We start from the raw sequence: 14990 nt of genomic DNA on the forward strand, positions 1-14990 counted from the left end.
GCGGATTGAACTCGGCGAAACGGTATATGCATTGCCGTGAACCGACCAAAAGGAGGTGTTCGATGAACGCCTACACGGTGTCCCGGCTGGCCCTTGATGCCGGGGTGAGCGTGCATATCGTGCGCGACTACCTGCTGCGCGGATTGCTGCGGCCAGTCGCCTGCACCACGGGTGGCTACGGCCTGTTCGATGACGCCGCCTTGCAGCGACTGTGCTTCGTGCGGGCCGCCTTCGAGGCGGGCATCGGCCTCGGCGCATTGGCGCGGCTGTGCCGGGCGCTGGATGCGGCGAACTGCGATGAAACTGCCGCGCAGCTTGCTGTGCTGCGTCAGTTCGTCGAACGCCGGCGCGAAGCGTTGGCCAATCTGGAAGTGCAGTTGGCCGCCATGCCGACCGCGCCGGCACAGCATGCGGAGAGTTTGCCATGAACAGCCCCGAGCGCATGCCGGCCGAGACACACAAGCCGTTCACCGGCTACCTGTGGGGTGCGCTGGCGGTGCTCACCTGTCCCTGTCATTTGCCGATTCTCGCCATTGTGCTGGCCGGCACGACGGCCGGCGCGTTCATCGGCGAGCACTGGGGTATTGCAGCCCTCACGCTGACCGGCTTGTTTGTCCTGTCTGTGACGCGGCTGCTGCGGGCCTTCAGAGGTCGATCATGAGCGCTTCCCAGCCAATTGAATGGACAGTGGCGCAACTGGCGCAGGCGGTCGAGCGCGGGCAGCTTGAGCTGCACTACCAGCCGATTGTCGATTTGCGCAGTGAGCAGATTGTCGGCGCGGAAGCCCTGTTGCGCTGGCGTCATCCGACGCTCGGACTGTTGCCGCCGGGCCAGTTCCTGCCCGTGATCGAATCGTCCGGCCTGATGCCGGAAATCGGCGCATGGGTGCTGGGCGCAGCCTGCCGTCAAATGCGCGACTGGCGGGTGCTGGCATGGCAACCGTTCCGGCTGGCCGTCAATGTTTCGGCGAGCCAAGTGGGGCCAGATTTCGACAAGTGGGTAAAGGGCGTGCTGGCCGATGCCGGGTTGCCCGCCGCGTATCTTGAAATTGAGCTGACCGAATCGGTTGCGTTCGGTGATCCGGCGATCTTCCCCGCCCTGGAAGCTTTGCGACAGATCGGTGTGCGCTTCGCCGCCGACGACTTCGGCACCGGCTATTCCTGCCTGCAACACCTGAAATGCTGCCCCATCAGCACGCTCAAGATCGACCAATCGTTTGTCGCCGGACTCGCCAACGACCACCGCGACCAGACCATCGTGCGCACCGTGATTCAGCTTGCGCATGGGCTTGGCATGGAAGTAGTGGCCGAAGGCGTGGAAACATCGGCGAGTCTTGATTTGTTGCGACAAGCGGACTGCGACACAGGACAAGGCTTCCTGTTCGCCAAGCCGATGCCGGCGGCGGCATTCGCCGTCTTCGTCAGTCAATGGAGGGGTGCCACCATGAATGCAAATGATCCGACTGCCACCAGTTGCTGCGTGTGCTGCAAGGAAATCCCGCTCGATGCCGCCTTCACCCCGGAAGGCGCGGAATACGTCGAGCACTTCTGCGGGCTGGAGTGCTATCAGCGCTTCCAGGCGCGCGCCAAGACCGGGAGCGAAACCGATGCCGATCCGAACGCCTGCGACTCATCACTGTCAGACTGAGGCATACCCTAACTGGATGTCAGGCAAGGCCGCACCGCGTGTCATTTTCAGAAGACGACTGCACCAATTGACGGGGCGTAACGCCAGATGTGCAGGCGACTCCTGACAACGCAATATCAGAAGTCATCTGCACCAATCTCGACTATGCTCAATACTCGTGTGCACCAAAGCGAGGTGTGAGCATGGCGTCAGACACATCATTGATTGCCGAGCAAGGCGTGGCCACCCTGCCCGATGCGGCTTGGGCGCAGGCCCGGCAACGGGCGGAAATCATCGGGCCGCTGGCAGCGCTTGATGTGGTCGGGCATGAAGCCGCCGATGCCGCTGCTCACGCGCTTGGCCTGTCCAGGCGGCAGGTGTATGTCCTAATCCGCCGTGCCCGGCAAGGTGCTGGGCTTGTGACGGACCTGGCTCGCAGCCGATCCGGCGGCGGAAAAGGCAAGGGACGCTTGCCGGAATCAGTTGAGCGCATCATCCGCGAGTTGCTGCAAAAGCGCTTCCTGACCAAGCAGAAGCGTAGCCTGGCAGCGTTCCACCGCGAGGTCGCGCAGGCTTGCAAAGCGCAAAAGCTGCGGGCGCCGGCGCGCAACACCGTGGCTCTGCGGATCGCCGGCCTCGATCCGCTCAAGGCCACTCGCCGCCGGGAAGGTCAGGATGCGTCCCGCAGCCTGCAAGGTGTCGGTGGTGAGCCTCCCGCCGTGACCGCGCCACTGGAACAAGTGCAGATTGATCACACGGTCATCGACCTGATCGTGGTGGACGAGCGCGACCGGCAACCGATTGGCCGTCCGTATCTGACCATCGCCATCGACGTGTTTACCCGCTGCGTGCTCGGCATGGTCGTCACGCTGGAAGCGCCGTCATCTGTTTCGGTCGGCCTGTGCCTTGTGCATGTCGCCTGCGACAAGCGTCCCTGGCTGGAGGGTCTGAACATAGAAATAGAGTGGCCGATGAGCGGCAAGCCCAGGCTGCTCTACCTGGACAACGCGGCCGAGTTCAAGAGCGAAGCGCTACGCCGAGGCTGCGAGCAGCATGGCATCCGGCTTGACTATCGCCCGCTCGGGCAGCCGCACTACGGCGGCATCGTGGAACGGATCATCGGCACGGCGATGCAGATGATCCACGACGAATTGCCAGGGACGACCTTCTCCAACCCTGACCAGCGCGGCGACTACGATTCCGAAAACAAGGCCGCCCTGACGCTGCGTGAGCTGGAGCGCTGGCTCACATTGGCGGTCGGCACCTACCACGGCTCCGTGCACAACGGCCTGCTCCAGCCGCCGGCAGCGCGCTGGGCCGAAGCTATCGCGCGGACCGGCGTGCCAACCGTCATCACTCGCACCACGGCTTTTCTGGTCGATTTTCTGCCCATCATCCGCCGCACGCTGACCCGCACCGGCTTCGTCATCGACCACATCCATTACTACGCCGATGCGCTCAAGCCGTGGATAGCTCGGCGCGACCGCTTGCCTGCGTTCCTGATCCGGCGCGACCCGCGCGACATCAGCCGCATTTGGGTGCTGGAGCCGGAGGGGCAGCACTATCTGGAAATTCCATACCGCACCTTGTCGCACCCGGCTGTCACCCTCTGGGAACAACGACAGGCGCTGGCGAAATTGCGGCAGCAAGGGCGCGAACAGGTGGATGAGTCGGCGCTGTTTCGCATGATCGGCCAGATGCGCGAAATCGTGTCCACCGCGCAGAAAGCTACGCGCAAGGCGCGGCGCGACGCGGATCGACGCCAGCATCTCAAGGCAACGGCAGTTCTTTTCAAAACCACGCCACCACCGGACGCGGACATGGCTGACCCGCAGGCAGACAACCAGCCACCTGCCAAACCGTTCGACCAGATTGAGGAGTGGTAGCCGTGGAAGAATATCCCATCATCGACTTGTCCCACCTGATGCCGGTGGCCCAGGGCTTGGCCCGTCTTCCGGCGGACGAACGCATCCATCGCCTTCGCGCTGACCGCTGGATCGGCTATCCGCGAGCAGTCGAGGCGCTGAATCGGCTGGAAGCCCTGTATGCGTGGCCGAACAAACAACGCATGCCCAACCTGCTGTTGGTCGGTCCAACCAACAACGGCAAGTCGATGATCGTCGAGAAATTCCGCCGCACCCACCCGGCCAGCTCCGACGCCGACCAGGAGCACATTCCGGTACTGGTCGTGCAGATGCCATCCGAACCGTCGGTAATCCGCTTCTACGTCGCGCTACTTGCCGCGATGGGCGCGCCATTGCGCCCGCGCCCACGGCTGCCGGAAATGGAGCAATTGGCGCTGGCACTGCTACGCAAGGTCGGCGTGCGCATGCTGGTGATCGACGAATTGCACAACGTCCTGGCCGGCAACAGCGTCAACCGCCGGGAATTCCTCAACCTGCTGCGTTTCCTCGGCAACGAGCTGCGCATCCCGCTGGTCGGGGTCGGCACACGCGATGCCTACTTGGCGATCCGCTCGGACGACCAGTTGGAAAACCGCTTCGAGCCGATGATGCTGCCGGTGTGGGAGGCCAACGACGATTGCTGCTCACTGCTGGCCAGCTTCGCGGCTTCGCTCCCGCTGCGGCGACCCTCGTCGATTGCCACGCTGGATATGGCCCGCTACCTGCTTACGCGCAGCGAGGGCACCATCGGCGAGCTGGCGCACCTGTTGATGGCGGCGGCCGTCGCTGCCGTGGAGAGCGGTGAGGAAGCGATCAACCATCGCACGCTCAGCATGGCCGATTACACCGGTCCCAGCGAGCGGCGGCAATTCGAGCGGGAACTGATGTGAAGCCAGCGCCACACTGGCCACTGCATCCGGCTCCCAGGGAAGGCGAAGCCTTGTCTTCGTGGCTCAACCGCGTGGCCCTTTGCTATCACATGGAGGTGTCCGAGCTGCTGGAGCACGATCTTGGTCACGGCCAGGTTGATGACCTGGACACCGCGCCACCACTGGCGCTGCTGGCGATGCTCTCCCAGCGGAGCGGCATCGAGCCGGACCGGCTGCGTTGCATGAGTTTCGACGGCTGGGTGCCTTGGCTACTGGACAGCCTTGATGATCAGATTCCAGACGCATTGGAAACCTATGCGTTCCAGCTCTCGGTGCTGCTGCCGAAACTCCGCCGTAGGACGCGATCCATCACGAGCTGGCGTGCCTGGCTGCCCAGCCAGCCGATACATCGCGCCTGCCCGCTCTGTCTGAACGACCCGGCAAACCAAGCCGTACTGCTTGCATGGAAGCTGCCCCTGATGCTGAGCTGCCCGCTGCATGGCTGCTGGCTGGAATCCTATTGGGGCGTGCCTGGGCGGTTTCTCGGCTGGGAGAACGCCGACACTGCGCCGCGCACCGCCAGCGACGCGATTGCGGTGATGGACCGGCGCACCTGGCAGGCACTGACGACCGGCCATGTGGAGCTGCCGCGCCGACGCATCCACGCTGGATTGTGGTTTCGGCTACTACGCACGCTGCTCGATGAGCTGAACACCCCGCTTTCGACGTGCGGAACCTGCGCGGGGTATCTCCGCCAAGTCTGGGAAGGCTGCGGGCATCCGCTGCGTGCTGGGCAAAGTCTGTGGCGACCGTATGAAACCCTGAACCCGGCAGTACGGTTGCAGATGCTGGAGGCGGCGGCAACGGCAATCAGCTTGATTGAGATGAGGGATATAAGCCCGCCGGGCGAGCATGCAAAGCTGTTCTGGTCCGAACCCCAAACCGGTTTCACCAGTGGCCTGTCGGCGAAAACGCCGAAGCCCGAACCCGTCGATCACTGGCAACGGGCAGTCCAGGCCATCGATGAGGCCATCATTGAAGCGCGGCACGACCCCGAGACGGCACGCTCGCTGTTCGCGTTGGCTTCCTATGGTCGGCGCGACCCCGCTTCCCTGGAACAGTTGCGCGCCACCTTCGCAAAGGAAGGCATCCCCCCGGAATTCCTGTCACATTACGTGCCTGATGGACCTTTTGCATGTCTTAGACAGAATGACGGGTTAAGTGACAAATTTTGACGACCAGAACTTTCCGGTGCACACTGTCACATAATCGAACGTATACGTGACGGGTGAAAAGGTGCTGATCGGCTACATGCGGGTATCGAAGGCGGACGGATCCCAGTCCACCAATTTGCAACGCGATGCGCTCATCGCCGCTGGTGTGAGCCTTGCGCACCTTTACGAGGATCTGGCCTCGGGCAGGCGCGATGATCGCCCAGGGTTGGCTGCTTGCCTGAAGGCGCTTCGTGAAGGGGACACGCTGATCGTGTGGAAGCTCGATCGGCTTGGCCGTGATCTGCGCCACCTGATCAACACCGTGCACGACCTAACTGCGCGTAGCGTGGGCCTGAAGGTCCTGACCGGTCACGGTGCGGCGGTCGACACGACGACTGCCGCCGGCAAGCTTGTGTTCGGTATTTTTGCCGCGCTGGCCGAGTTCGAGCGTGAGTTGATTTCCGAGCGAACAGTCGCTGGACTTATCTCGGCGCGCGCTCGCGGCAGGAAAGGGGGGCGCCCCTTCAAGATGACCGCCGCCAAGCTACGCCTGGCGATGGCCAGCATGGGGCAACCGGAAACCAAGGTGGGCGATCTCTGCGAAGAACTCGGGATTACCCGGCAGACGCTCTACCGGCACGTGTCGCCCAAGGGCGAACTGCGGCCAGACGGCGTAAAGCTGCTCTCCCTCGGTTCAGCCGCATAAATGGAGGCGACCTGGAACGGGGCGCTGTTCAGTGCGGCAACGATCCGATTACCGGTGTCGACCCAGAGCAGCCGTAGAGCTTTTGGGAAAGCTGTCGTTCAACGCCTGAATTAGACATCATTGGCGTGGCACCAAGCAGTTTAGTGGCTTCATGCTTCACGAAGTGAACAAACGCCTCTAACTGATCCGTGAGCGAAGCCAAGCAATCTTCTCCTTGTCCAAGATAAGCCTGCCGGGCTTCAAGCAGCACGGGCTGATGTTGAACTGGCAAACGCTCCATTACCCAGTTGGCGGCAACATCCTTCGGCGCGATCTTGCCGGTTGCTGCGCTGTACCAAATACGAGACAAAGTAAGCACTACATTCCGCTCGTCACCTATCCAATCCGGCTGTGAGTTCCATAGTTTCAGGGTGTCGGCCAGTGCCTTGAACAGATCGCTTTCCGGGACTGGGTTGAAGAAATCTTCCGCAGCCGAACCGGCCAAGGCAAGGCTATGTTGCCTTGCTTTTGTTAGCAGAATGGCTAGATCAACATCGGTTGTCGCAGGCTCGAAGATGCCCGCAAGAATGTCTTTGCGCTGCCACTCCCCGAATTGCAGTTCCCGTCTGGCCGGATAGCGCCAAGGAACGATGTCACTGTGCACGACAATGGTAACTTCCAAGGCGCGGAGAACTCTGCTTTGACCAGGGAAAACGGAAACCCCCAAGAGATCGACGACCAGAGCTTGCCGCACACTCTCATCGAGCCGTGCGGTCACAGTAACCAGCAAATCAATATCACTGTATGGCTTCAGGCCACCGTCGAGTGCAGAGCCATACAAATGCATGGCCAGCAACGTCGATCCCAGATGATGCTCGATGACGTTGAGTGCCTGTGATAACTGTACCGAAATCTCGGCGGGCACTGTGTTTCTCATGATGTCTAACGCCGAAGTTCAGCCGCCAGAACGGAGCGCAGCGGAGTGATGGTCGGCTGCAACTTCATGTTATGCCGCATCTGCCTGCTACTCAACGACTGAGCGATTTGTGTGCGCTTTTACAACATTCGTTGTGTGCTTGAGCAAGTCTAGACCGCCCGGCAGGCCGTGCCCCGGAATGACGAACTGTGCTTCCGGGTAGTGTTGTTGAATCCGCTCAATGGAGGTGGGCCATTCAGCCAGATCGGCATCGGCCACGTTCCCCGCAGACGTGCGTGACAACTCATAAATCGCACAACCACCATAGAGCACACTCGCAGACGGGACGTACACAACTAAGTTGTCGGTCGAATGCGCAGCACCAGGATAGAAGAGTTCTACTGGACCGAAGCGCACTGCGTCCCCGCTCGATGAGAGTCCTTCTAGAGAGTGCGTGGGAATCTCGTTCCCCTCTACCTCGGCTAGCCGGCGTGTCGACGGTGATGCGTACGTTGCCACCCCAGCCGCCCGAAGGACATCAACGCCGCCGACGCGGTCGTCATGAAAGTGCGTGGAGACTGCACGCGTTACAGGAAGTCCAATTTGCTTCTCAATCTCCGCGAGAAGTGCCGCTGTGTTTTTCGCACCCCACGCTGTATCAATCAAAAGCAACTCATCACCATCACGGACAATGAGACCATTGGACGGGTAGACTGCGCCATCAAACGACTGCGTTGCGATATGCGACCAAACACCATCGGCAATCTGGTAAAGCCGGACCTCCCCGACCGGAATTTCGCTGACTGTCGGATACTCACCGCTAGAATCTACGGAAAAAGCGAGCGGACTCGCAATAGCCATGATAGACGCGGTCAAATAGACCAATAACTTACTCAAAAGTTTGAACATCAAAACTCCATGGGGGTGAGTGCGGCATAACGCCTGAGTTAAGCCGACTTGCGTAGTGGAGCCAAAGCCATGGCAAGCTCATTCTGCCATGGCTTTGGTGTAACGAAGCAAGTTCGGCTTGAACGAATTGTTAGGCACCAACGCGGCGCCCCTCACAACGGTTTCCGGAAGCAGCGTACTTGAGCAACCTCCGTGAATCCAGCCGCCAGGTGCGCCGAGGTGCTTGCGCTGTTGGTAAGTTGAGTGTCGGAGGCGAATTCGGTGCATCCGCGACCACGAGCCCAATGCTCGGCGGCTTTTACCAGAGCTACACCTACGCCCTGACGCCGCGCACTTGGCACAACGTACCAACCCTCCAAGAACGCAACGTTGCCGGAGTAGCACTCCTCCGCATACGGGCGGATCGAAAGCTCGGCAAACCCTAGTGCTTCTCCGTCGGGTGCTACAGCAATGAGGACAGCAGCAGGCCGGGCGACTTTTCCGGACAGAAATTCTGCGATCTCTGACTGGTGCTCTTGACATGTGCCATCTGGCCACAGCTCACAGCGCATGCTTAGCCAACTGGCCGAATCGGTAGTTTCAACAGGCCTGACGAGCGGCGAACTATCCATTGGTGCCTCACTTTGTTTTAGGGCGACTGCCCTGCTGCGTAACATCGTTGCTGCTCCATAACATCAAACATCGACCCACGGCGTAACGCGCTTGCTGCTTGGATGCCCGAGGCATAGACTGTACAAAAAAACAGTCATAACAAGCCATGAAAACCGCCACTGCGCCGTTACCACCGCTGCGTTCGGTCAAGGTTCTGGACCAGTTGCGTGAGCGCATACGCTACTTGCATTACAGCTTACCAACCGAACAGGCTTATGTCCACTGGGTTCGTGCCTTCATCCGTTTCCACGGTGTGCGTCACCCGGCAACCTTGGGCAGCAGCGAAGTCGAGGCATTTCTGTCCTGGCTGGCGAACGAGCGCAAGGTTTCGGTCTCCACGCATCGTCAGGCATTGGCGGCCTTGCTGTTCTTCTACGGCAAGGTGCTGTGCACGGATCTGCCCTGGCTTCAGGAGATCGGAAGACCTCGGCCGTCGCGGCGCTTGCCGGTGGTGCTGACCCCGGATGAAGTGGTTCGCATCCTCGGTTTTCTGGAAGGCGAGCATCGTTTGTTCGCCCAGCTTCTGTATGGAACGGGCATGCGGATCAGTGAGGGTTTGCAACTGCGGGTCAAGGATCTGGATTTCGATCACGGCACGATCATCGTGCGGGAGGGCAAGGGCTCCAAGGATCGGGCCTTGATGTTACCCGAGAGCTTGGCACCCAGCCTGCGCGAGCAGCTGTCGCGTGCACGGGCATGGTGGCTGAAGGACCAGGCCGAGGGCCGCAGCGGCGTTGCGCTTCCCGACGCCCTTGAGCGGAAGTATCCGCGCGCCGGGCATTCCTGGCCGTGGTTCTGGGTTTTTGCGCAGCACACGCATTCGACCGATCCACGGAGCGGTGTCGTGCGTCGCCATCACATGTATGACCAGACCTTTCAGCGCGCCTTCAAACGTGCCGTAGAAGGCACTGTTGCAAAGTTAGCGATGAGGCAGCCTTTTGTCTTATTCAAAGGCCTTACATTTCAAAAACTCTGCTTACCAGGCGCATTTCGCCCAGGGGATCACCATAATAAAATGCTGAGGCCTGGCCTTTGCGTAGTGCACGCATCACCTCAATACCTTTGATGGTGGCGTAAGCCGTCTTCATGGATTTAAATCCCAGCGTGGCGCCGATTATCCGTTTCAGTTTGCCATGATCGCATTCAATCACGTTGTTCCGGTACTTAATCTGTCGGTGTTCAACGTCAGACGGGCACCGGCCTTCGCGTTTGAGCAGAGCAAGCGCGCGACCATAGGCGGGCGCTTTATCCGTGTTGATGAATCGCGGGATCTGCCACTTCTTCACGTTGTTGAGGATTTTACCCAGAAACCGGTATGCAGCTTTGCTGTTACGACGGGAGGAGAGATAAAAATCGACAGTGCGGCCCCGGCTGTCGACGGCCCGGTACAGATACGCCCAGCGGCCATTGACCTTCACGTAGGTTTCATCCATGTGCCACGGGCAAAGATCGGAAGGGTTACGCCAGTACCAGCGCAGCCGTTTTTCCATTTCAGGCGCATAACGCTGAACCCAGCGGTAAATCGTGGAGTGATCGACATTCACTCCGCGTTCAGCCAGCATCTCCTGCAGCTCACGGTAACTGATGCCGTATTTGCAGTACCAGCGTACGGCCCACAGAATGATGTCACGCTGAAAATGCCGGCCTTTGAATGGGTTCATGTGCAGCTCCATCAGCAAAAGGGGATGATAAGTTTATCACCACCGACTATTTGCAACAGTGCCCATAGGCTTCATCAGCGCCTGACTGGCGAGCACGATTCCGGCCCTAGCCGCAGGATCGCGCAGGACGACCTAGTTACGAACCAGGCCGAGTGTTCCTGACATCCATCGGCACCATAGTTCTGCTTATCCGGCACGCGCGCGTCAGGGGTGTGGTGAACTACAAAGCAGACCCGTTGAGGTTATCAGTTCGATGCACAATCAGCAGCGCATAAAATATGCACAAGAACAGGAGCACCCTTCGCATTAAGCTGTGGTGGTAACAAGTAGTGCCGGGCTACCATCAGCGAGCATGATGCGCTCCCACAGCATTCGCCTTGGCAGTATGGAAGTTCCTCGCTCCAGTTCGGGCCGGTATCCACCTCGAGTGACCCCAGCCGCCCCTCATGCCAACCGAGCCCATTAAGCGCAGAGTCGGCCGCAACTATCTCGGGGACGCATAAACACGCAGCGATTTACCAAGGAGTTCGGCTAGGTCAATCCGCAATTCCCTTTGCCTGGCCGGAGATGCCGCGAGCAAACAATGTGTCCGGTCGCTACCAGATGGACTTTGTGGGCGGAGGATTGCACCAGACGCTTCAGCGCAGCGTCGTACGATGAATCGGAAGGCCCGGTAAGCAATTGAAGAACCGCTGACCACCTCCCATCCGACAATGCAAGGGTGCCCCGCTCCCAGCGCGACACGGTTGCCTGATCCACACCCATTAATTCAGCTAGGTGACTTTGCTTCATATGACGAAGCAACCGCGCCCTCCGCACCTGCCGCCCCCTGTCATTCGTCAACATTCTTCAGCACCTCAATGTCGTTCGTAGTGAGCCTCATTTTTTCAAGACCGCCGATGATGAGAGCCAGGCCTCGCTCGAATGCCGCGTCCGGACCGCCTTCGTAGACGATTTTCATCGCGCTCTGTAGGCGCGCCGGCATCGTAGACGCTGAGGTGGTCAACTGATCTTCGCCCCGCTCCTCGGCGTCTGCCTCGCTAGCTTGCTGCTCAAGAACAGCGCCGACGGTGAAGTAGCTGATTGCCATCAACGCATAGGTCGCGTCACCTGCCGAAAAGCCAGCATCGCAAAGGAAGCGAAGCTGCGCGTCGGCTTTTTCCATCTGCGGCGCGGCTGGCCGCGTCCCGGCATGAATACGCGCGCCATCGCGATAAGCGAGCAACGCCCGTCGAAAACTGCATGCATTGCCCTTCAGGAACGAACGCCAGTCGTCGTCATCCCTTGGCGTCGAATGCGTGTGATTTATCGTCAGCATGGCTTCGGCAAGTGCGTCGAGCAACGCACGCTTGTTCTTGAAATGCCAGTAGAGCGCTGGCTGTTGCACCCCGAGGCGCTCAGCCAGTCGGCGCGTCGTTAGACCTTCCATGCCCACGTCGTTAAGCAGTTCGAGCGCGGTTCGGATCACGGCCTCGCGTTGGAGCTTGTTCATTCGCGAATTCTCATGTTTGACAGCTTATCATCGATAAGCTTTAATGCGGTAGTTTATCACAGTTAAATTGCTAACGCAGTCAGGCACCGTGTATGAAATCTAACAATGCGCTCATCGTCATCCTCGGCACCGTCACCCTGGATGCTGTAGGCATAGGCTTGGTTATGCCGGTACTGCCGGGCCTCTTGCGGGATATCGTCCATTCCGACAGCATCGCCAGTCACTATGGCGTGCTGCTAGCGCTATATGCGTTGATGCAATTTCTATGCGCACCCGTTCTCGGAGCACTGTCCGACCGCTTTGGCCGCCGCCCAGTCCTGCTCGCTTCGCTACTTGGAGCCACTATCGACTACGCGATCATGGCGACCACACCCGTCCTGTGGATCCTCTACGCCGGACGCATCGTGGCCGGCATCACCGGCGCCACAGGTGCGGTTGCTGGCGCCTATATCGCCGACATCACCGATGGGGAAGATCGGGCTCGCCACTTCGGGCTCATGAGCGCTTGTTTCGGCGTGGGTATGGTGGCAGGCCCCGTGGCCGGGGGACTGTTGGGCGCCATCTCCTTGCATGCACCATTCCTTGCGGCGGCGGTGCTCAACGGCCTCAACCTACTACTGGGCTGCTTCCTAATGCAGGAGTCGCATAAGGGAGAGCGTCGACCGATGCCCTTGAGAGCCTTCAACCCAGTCAGCTCCTTCCGGTGGGCGCGGGGCATGACTATCGTCGCCGCACTTATGACTGTCTTCTTTATCATGCAACTCGTAGGACAGGTGCCGGCAGCGCTCTGGGTCATTTTCGGCGAGGACCGCTTTCGCTGGAGCGCGACGATGATCGGCCTGTCGCTTGCGGTATTCGGAATCTTGCACGCCCTCGCTCAAGCCTTCGTCACTGGTCCCGCCACCAAACGTTTCGGCGAGAAGCAGGCCATTATCGCCGGCATGGCGGCCGACGCGCTGGGCTACGTCTTGCTGGCGTTCGCGACGCGAGGCTGGATGGCCTTCCCCATTATGATTCTTCTCGCTTCCGGCGGCATCGGGATGCCCGCGTTGCAGGCCATGCTGTCCAGGCAGGTAGATGACGACCATCAGGGACAGCTTCAAGGATCGCTCGCGGCTCTTACCAGCCTAACTTCGATCATTGGACCGCTGATCGTCACGGCGATTTATGCCGCCTCGGCGAGCACATGGAACGGGTTGGCATGGATTGTAGGCGCCGCCCTATACCTTGTCTGCCTCCCCGCGTTGCGTCGCGGTGCATGGAGCCGGGCCACCTCGACCTGAATGGAAGCCGGCGGCACCTCGCTAACGGATTCACCACTCCAAGAATTGGAGCCAATCAATTCTTGCGGAGAACTGTGAATGCGCAAACCAACCCTTGGCAGAACATATCCATCGCGTCCGCCATCTCCAGCAGCCGCACGCGGCGCATCTCGGGCAGCGTTGGGTCCTGGCCACGGGTGCGCATGATCGTGCTCCTGTCGTTGAGGACCCGGCTAGGCTGGCGGGGTTGCCTTACTGGTTAGCAGAATGAATCACCGATACGCGAGCGAACGTGAAGCGACTGCTGCTGCAAAACGTCTGCGACCTGAGCAACAACATGAATGGTCTTCGGTTTCCGTGTTTCGTAAAGTCTGGAACCGCGGAAGTCCCCTACGTGCTGCTGAAGTTGCCCGCAACAGAGAGTGGAACCAACCGGTGATACCACGATACTATGACTGAGAGTCAACGCCATGAGCGGCCTCATTTCTTATTCTGAGTTACAACAGTCCGCACCGCTGCCGGTAGCTATTGACTATCCGGCTGCACTAGCCCTGCGTCAGATGGCTCTGATCCAAGGCAAACTGCCAAAATATCTGCTGGCACCGGAAGTCAGCGCCCTGCACCATTATGTTCCGGATCTGCATCGCAGGATGCTGCTGGCTACCCTGTGGAACACCTACATCTGTATTAACGAAGCGCTGGCATTGACCCTGAGTGATTTTTCTCTGGTGCCGCCTTATCACTGTTGAAGGCCACCGCTCATCACGCGTTTGCTGACATTGAGCCCTGCCGGCCGATCGGCCTGAGACTCTCAGCACAGGAGACGGCGGGTGACGAGCGTATACTTTTTCGACGCTTGGTTGCGGTCGCGCTAGGCGTGGCCGCCGACGAACCCGCTGGTGTCGCCCTTGCGGAGCAGCGCAAGGCGGACCTTGCCACGACATCCCCTCGCCCGCCGATCGTCTAAATTCGTCGAGGTTAAGAAATTCCCGCTCCGGCGAGGCCATCACCATCACCGGCGTCAGGTAGTGGACATGGCAGCAGCGCACGCAGGGGCACTGTTGCAAAGTTAGCGATGAGGCAGCCTTTTGTCTTATTCAAAGGCCTTACATTTCAAAAACTCTGCTTACCAGGCGCATTTCGCCCAGGGGATCACCATAATAAAATGCTGAGGCCTGGCCTTTGCGTAGTGCACGCATCACCTCAATACCTTTGATGGTGGCGTAAGCCGTCTTCATGGATTTAAATCCCAGCGTGGCGCCGATTATCCGTTTCAGTTTGCCATGATCGCATTCAATCACGTTGTTCCGGTACTTAATCTGTCGGTGTTCAACGTCAGACGGGCACCGGCCTTCGCGTTTGAGCAGAGCAAGCGCGCGACCATAGGCGGGCGCTTTATCCGTGTTGATGAATCGCGGGATCTGCCACTTCTTCACGTTGTTGAGGATTTTACCCAGAAACCGGTATGCAGCTTTGCTGTTACGACGGGAGGAGAGATAAAAATCGACAGTGCGGCCCCGGCTGTCGACGGCCCGGTACAGATACGCCCAGCGGCCATTGACCTTCACGTAGGTTTCATCCATGTGCCACGGGCAAAGATCGGAAGGGTTACGCCAGTACCAGCGCAGCCGTTTTTCCATTTCAGGCGCATAACGCTGAACCCAGCGGTAAATCGTGGAGTGATCGACATTCACTCCGCGTTCAGCCAGCATCTCCTGCAGCTCACGGTAACTGATGCCGTATTTGCAGTACCAGCGTACGGCCCACAGAATGATGTCACGCTGAAAATGCCGGCCTTTGA

The 14990-nt window shown here is 59.6% G+C and carries 16 protein-coding genes and 1 pseudogene; 10 read left to right on the forward strand and 7 right to left on the reverse strand.

Annotation, left to right across the window (positions count from 1 at the left end):
* Positions 1-62 precede the first annotated feature (62 nt).
* The 7 genes from merD to N7386_RS22650 all read left to right on the forward strand — a co-directional run bounded on the left by merD (position 63) and on the right by N7386_RS22650 (position 6319).
* The gene (gene merD / locus N7386_RS22615; RefSeq protein WP_000995361.1) at positions 63-428 is read left to right on the forward strand and encodes a mercury resistance co-regulator MerD; all 366 of its coding nucleotides are present in this window, start codon (positions 63-65) and stop codon (positions 426-428) included.
* Positions 425-661 carry a broad-spectrum mercury transporter MerE gene (gene merE, locus N7386_RS22620; protein WP_001087810.1) on the forward strand — a complete coding sequence of 79 codons (237 nt, stop codon included), beginning with the start codon at positions 425-427 and terminating at the stop codon, positions 659-661. The genes merD and merE overlap by 4 nt, the downstream gene beginning before the upstream one ends.
* Positions 658-1647 carry a DUF3330 domain-containing protein gene (locus N7386_RS22625; protein WP_001276635.1) on the forward strand — a complete coding sequence of 330 codons (990 nt, stop codon included), beginning with the start codon at positions 658-660 and terminating at the stop codon, positions 1645-1647. The genes merE and N7386_RS22625 overlap by 4 nt, the downstream gene beginning before the upstream one ends.
* A gap of 182 nt (positions 1648-1829) precedes the next feature.
* Entirely contained in the window at positions 1830-3512 is a 1683-nt protein-coding gene (locus tag N7386_RS22635) for a DDE-type integrase/transposase/recombinase (protein WP_086904888.1), read from the forward strand.
* Positions 3513-3514: 2 nt separating this feature from the next.
* Positions 3515-4420 carry a TniB family NTP-binding protein gene (locus N7386_RS22640; protein ID WP_279771352.1) on the forward strand — a complete coding sequence of 302 codons (906 nt, stop codon included), beginning with the start codon at positions 3515-3517 and terminating at the stop codon, positions 4418-4420.
* Entirely contained in the window at positions 4417-5634 is a 1218-nt protein-coding gene (locus N7386_RS22645; protein ID WP_086904887.1) for a TniQ family protein, read from the forward strand. The genes N7386_RS22640 and N7386_RS22645 overlap by 4 nt, the downstream gene beginning before the upstream one ends.
* 61 nt (positions 5635-5695) lie before the next feature.
* Positions 5696-6319, forward strand: a complete 624-nt coding sequence (locus N7386_RS22650; protein WP_003155741.1) for a recombinase family protein — start codon at positions 5696-5698, stop codon at positions 6317-6319.
* A gap of 28 nt (positions 6320-6347) precedes the next feature.
* On the opposite strand, the gene N7386_RS22655 is transcribed toward N7386_RS22650, so the two are convergent.
* The 3 genes from N7386_RS22655 to aac(6')-Il form a co-directional block, all read right to left on the reverse strand.
* A complete protein-coding gene (locus tag N7386_RS22655) occupies positions 6348-7235 on the reverse strand; it encodes an AadA family aminoglycoside 3''-O-nucleotidyltransferase (RefSeq protein ID WP_086904886.1) in 888 nt (295 codons plus the stop codon).
* Between the two features lie 87 nt (positions 7236-7322).
* Complete coding sequence (locus tag N7386_RS22660) at positions 7323-8123, reverse strand: subclass B1 metallo-beta-lactamase VIM-2 (RefSeq protein ID WP_003108247.1); 801 nt, start codon at positions 8121-8123, stop codon at positions 7323-7325.
* Between the two features lie 152 nt (positions 8124-8275).
* Positions 8276-8734 carry an aminoglycoside N-acetyltransferase AAC(6')-Il gene (aac(6')-Il, locus tag N7386_RS22665; RefSeq protein WP_013263788.1) on the reverse strand — a complete coding sequence of 153 codons (459 nt, stop codon included), beginning with the start codon at positions 8732-8734 and terminating at the stop codon, positions 8276-8278.
* A gap of 146 nt (positions 8735-8880) precedes the next feature.
* Here aac(6')-Il and intI1 point away from each other — a divergent pair.
* Positions 8881-9678, forward strand: a pseudogene (intI1, locus tag N7386_RS22670) (class 1 integron integrase IntI1); the annotation flags it as partial.
* Between the two features lie 52 nt (positions 9679-9730).
* On the opposite strand, the gene N7386_RS22675 reads toward intI1, so the two are convergent.
* Together N7386_RS22675 and tetR(C) are read right to left on the reverse strand one after the other, a co-directional pair.
* Entirely contained in the window at positions 9731-10435 is a 705-nt protein-coding gene (locus N7386_RS22675) for an IS6-like element IS26 family transposase (RefSeq protein WP_001067855.1), read from the reverse strand.
* An 832-nt stretch (positions 10436-11267) separates the two neighbouring features.
* Positions 11268-11927, reverse strand: coding sequence for a tetracycline resistance transcriptional repressor TetR(C) (gene tetR(C), locus N7386_RS22680; RefSeq protein WP_001038045.1), 660 nt, complete (start codon positions 11925-11927; stop codon positions 11268-11270).
* Positions 11928-12019: 92 nt separating this feature from the next.
* Between tetR(C) and tet(C) the strand changes: the two genes are divergently transcribed.
* The gene (gene tet(C) / locus N7386_RS22685; RefSeq protein ID WP_001297013.1) at positions 12020-13210 is read left to right on the forward strand and encodes a tetracycline efflux MFS transporter Tet(C); all 1191 of its coding nucleotides are present in this window, start codon (positions 12020-12022) and stop codon (positions 13208-13210) included.
* 55 nt (positions 13211-13265) lie between these two features.
* Here tet(C) and N7386_RS23510 read toward each other — a convergent pair whose 3' ends face one another.
* On the reverse strand, positions 13266-13394 hold the full coding sequence (locus N7386_RS23510; RefSeq protein ID WP_001260374.1) for a type VI secretion protein: 129 nt from the start codon (positions 13392-13394) through the stop codon (positions 13266-13268).
* 265 nt (positions 13395-13659) lie between these two features.
* Here N7386_RS23510 and N7386_RS22695 point away from each other — a divergent pair, with 265 nt between their 5' ends.
* A complete protein-coding gene (locus N7386_RS22695) occupies positions 13660-13938 on the forward strand; it encodes a tyrosine-type recombinase/integrase (RefSeq protein WP_000015696.1) in 279 nt (92 codons plus the stop codon).
* A 357-nt stretch (positions 13939-14295) separates the two neighbouring features.
* Here N7386_RS22695 and N7386_RS22700 read toward each other — a convergent pair.
* Positions 14296-14990, reverse strand: a 695-nt coding sequence (locus N7386_RS22700; RefSeq protein WP_004166494.1) for an IS6-like element IS26 family transposase, incomplete at its 5' end; no start/stop codon positions are given.

The organism is Shewanella sp. GD04112, from assembly GCF_029835735.1.
Lineage (GTDB): Bacteria > Pseudomonadota > Gammaproteobacteria > Enterobacterales > Shewanellaceae > Shewanella.

Coding starts and splice junctions, on each gene's coding strand:
- N7386_RS23510 (WP_001260374.1), bottom strand. CDS start 13,394: ATGCGCACCCGTGGCCAGGACCCAACGCTGCCCGAGATGCGCCGCGTG.
- merE (WP_001087810.1), top strand. CDS start 425: ATGAACAGCCCCGAGCGCATGCCGGCCGAGACACACAAGCCGTTCACC.
- N7386_RS22655 (WP_086904886.1), bottom strand. CDS start 7,235: ATGAGAAACACAGTGCCCGCCGAGATTTCGGTACAGTTATCACAGGCA.
- N7386_RS22625 (WP_001276635.1), top strand. CDS start 658: ATGAGCGCTTCCCAGCCAATTGAATGGACAGTGGCGCAACTGGCGCAG.
- N7386_RS22675 (WP_001067855.1), bottom strand. CDS start 10,435: ATGAACCCATTCAAAGGCCGGCATTTTCAGCGTGACATCATTCTGTGG.
- N7386_RS22635 (WP_086904888.1), top strand. CDS start 1,830: ATGGCGTCAGACACATCATTGATTGCCGAGCAAGGCGTGGCCACCCTG.
- N7386_RS22660 (WP_003108247.1), bottom strand. CDS start 8,123: ATGTTCAAACTTTTGAGTAAGTTATTGGTCTATTTGACCGCGTCTATC.
- N7386_RS22695 (WP_000015696.1), top strand. CDS start 13,660: ATGAGCGGCCTCATTTCTTATTCTGAGTTACAACAGTCCGCACCGCTG.
- merD (WP_000995361.1), top strand. CDS start 63: ATGAACGCCTACACGGTGTCCCGGCTGGCCCTTGATGCCGGGGTGAGC.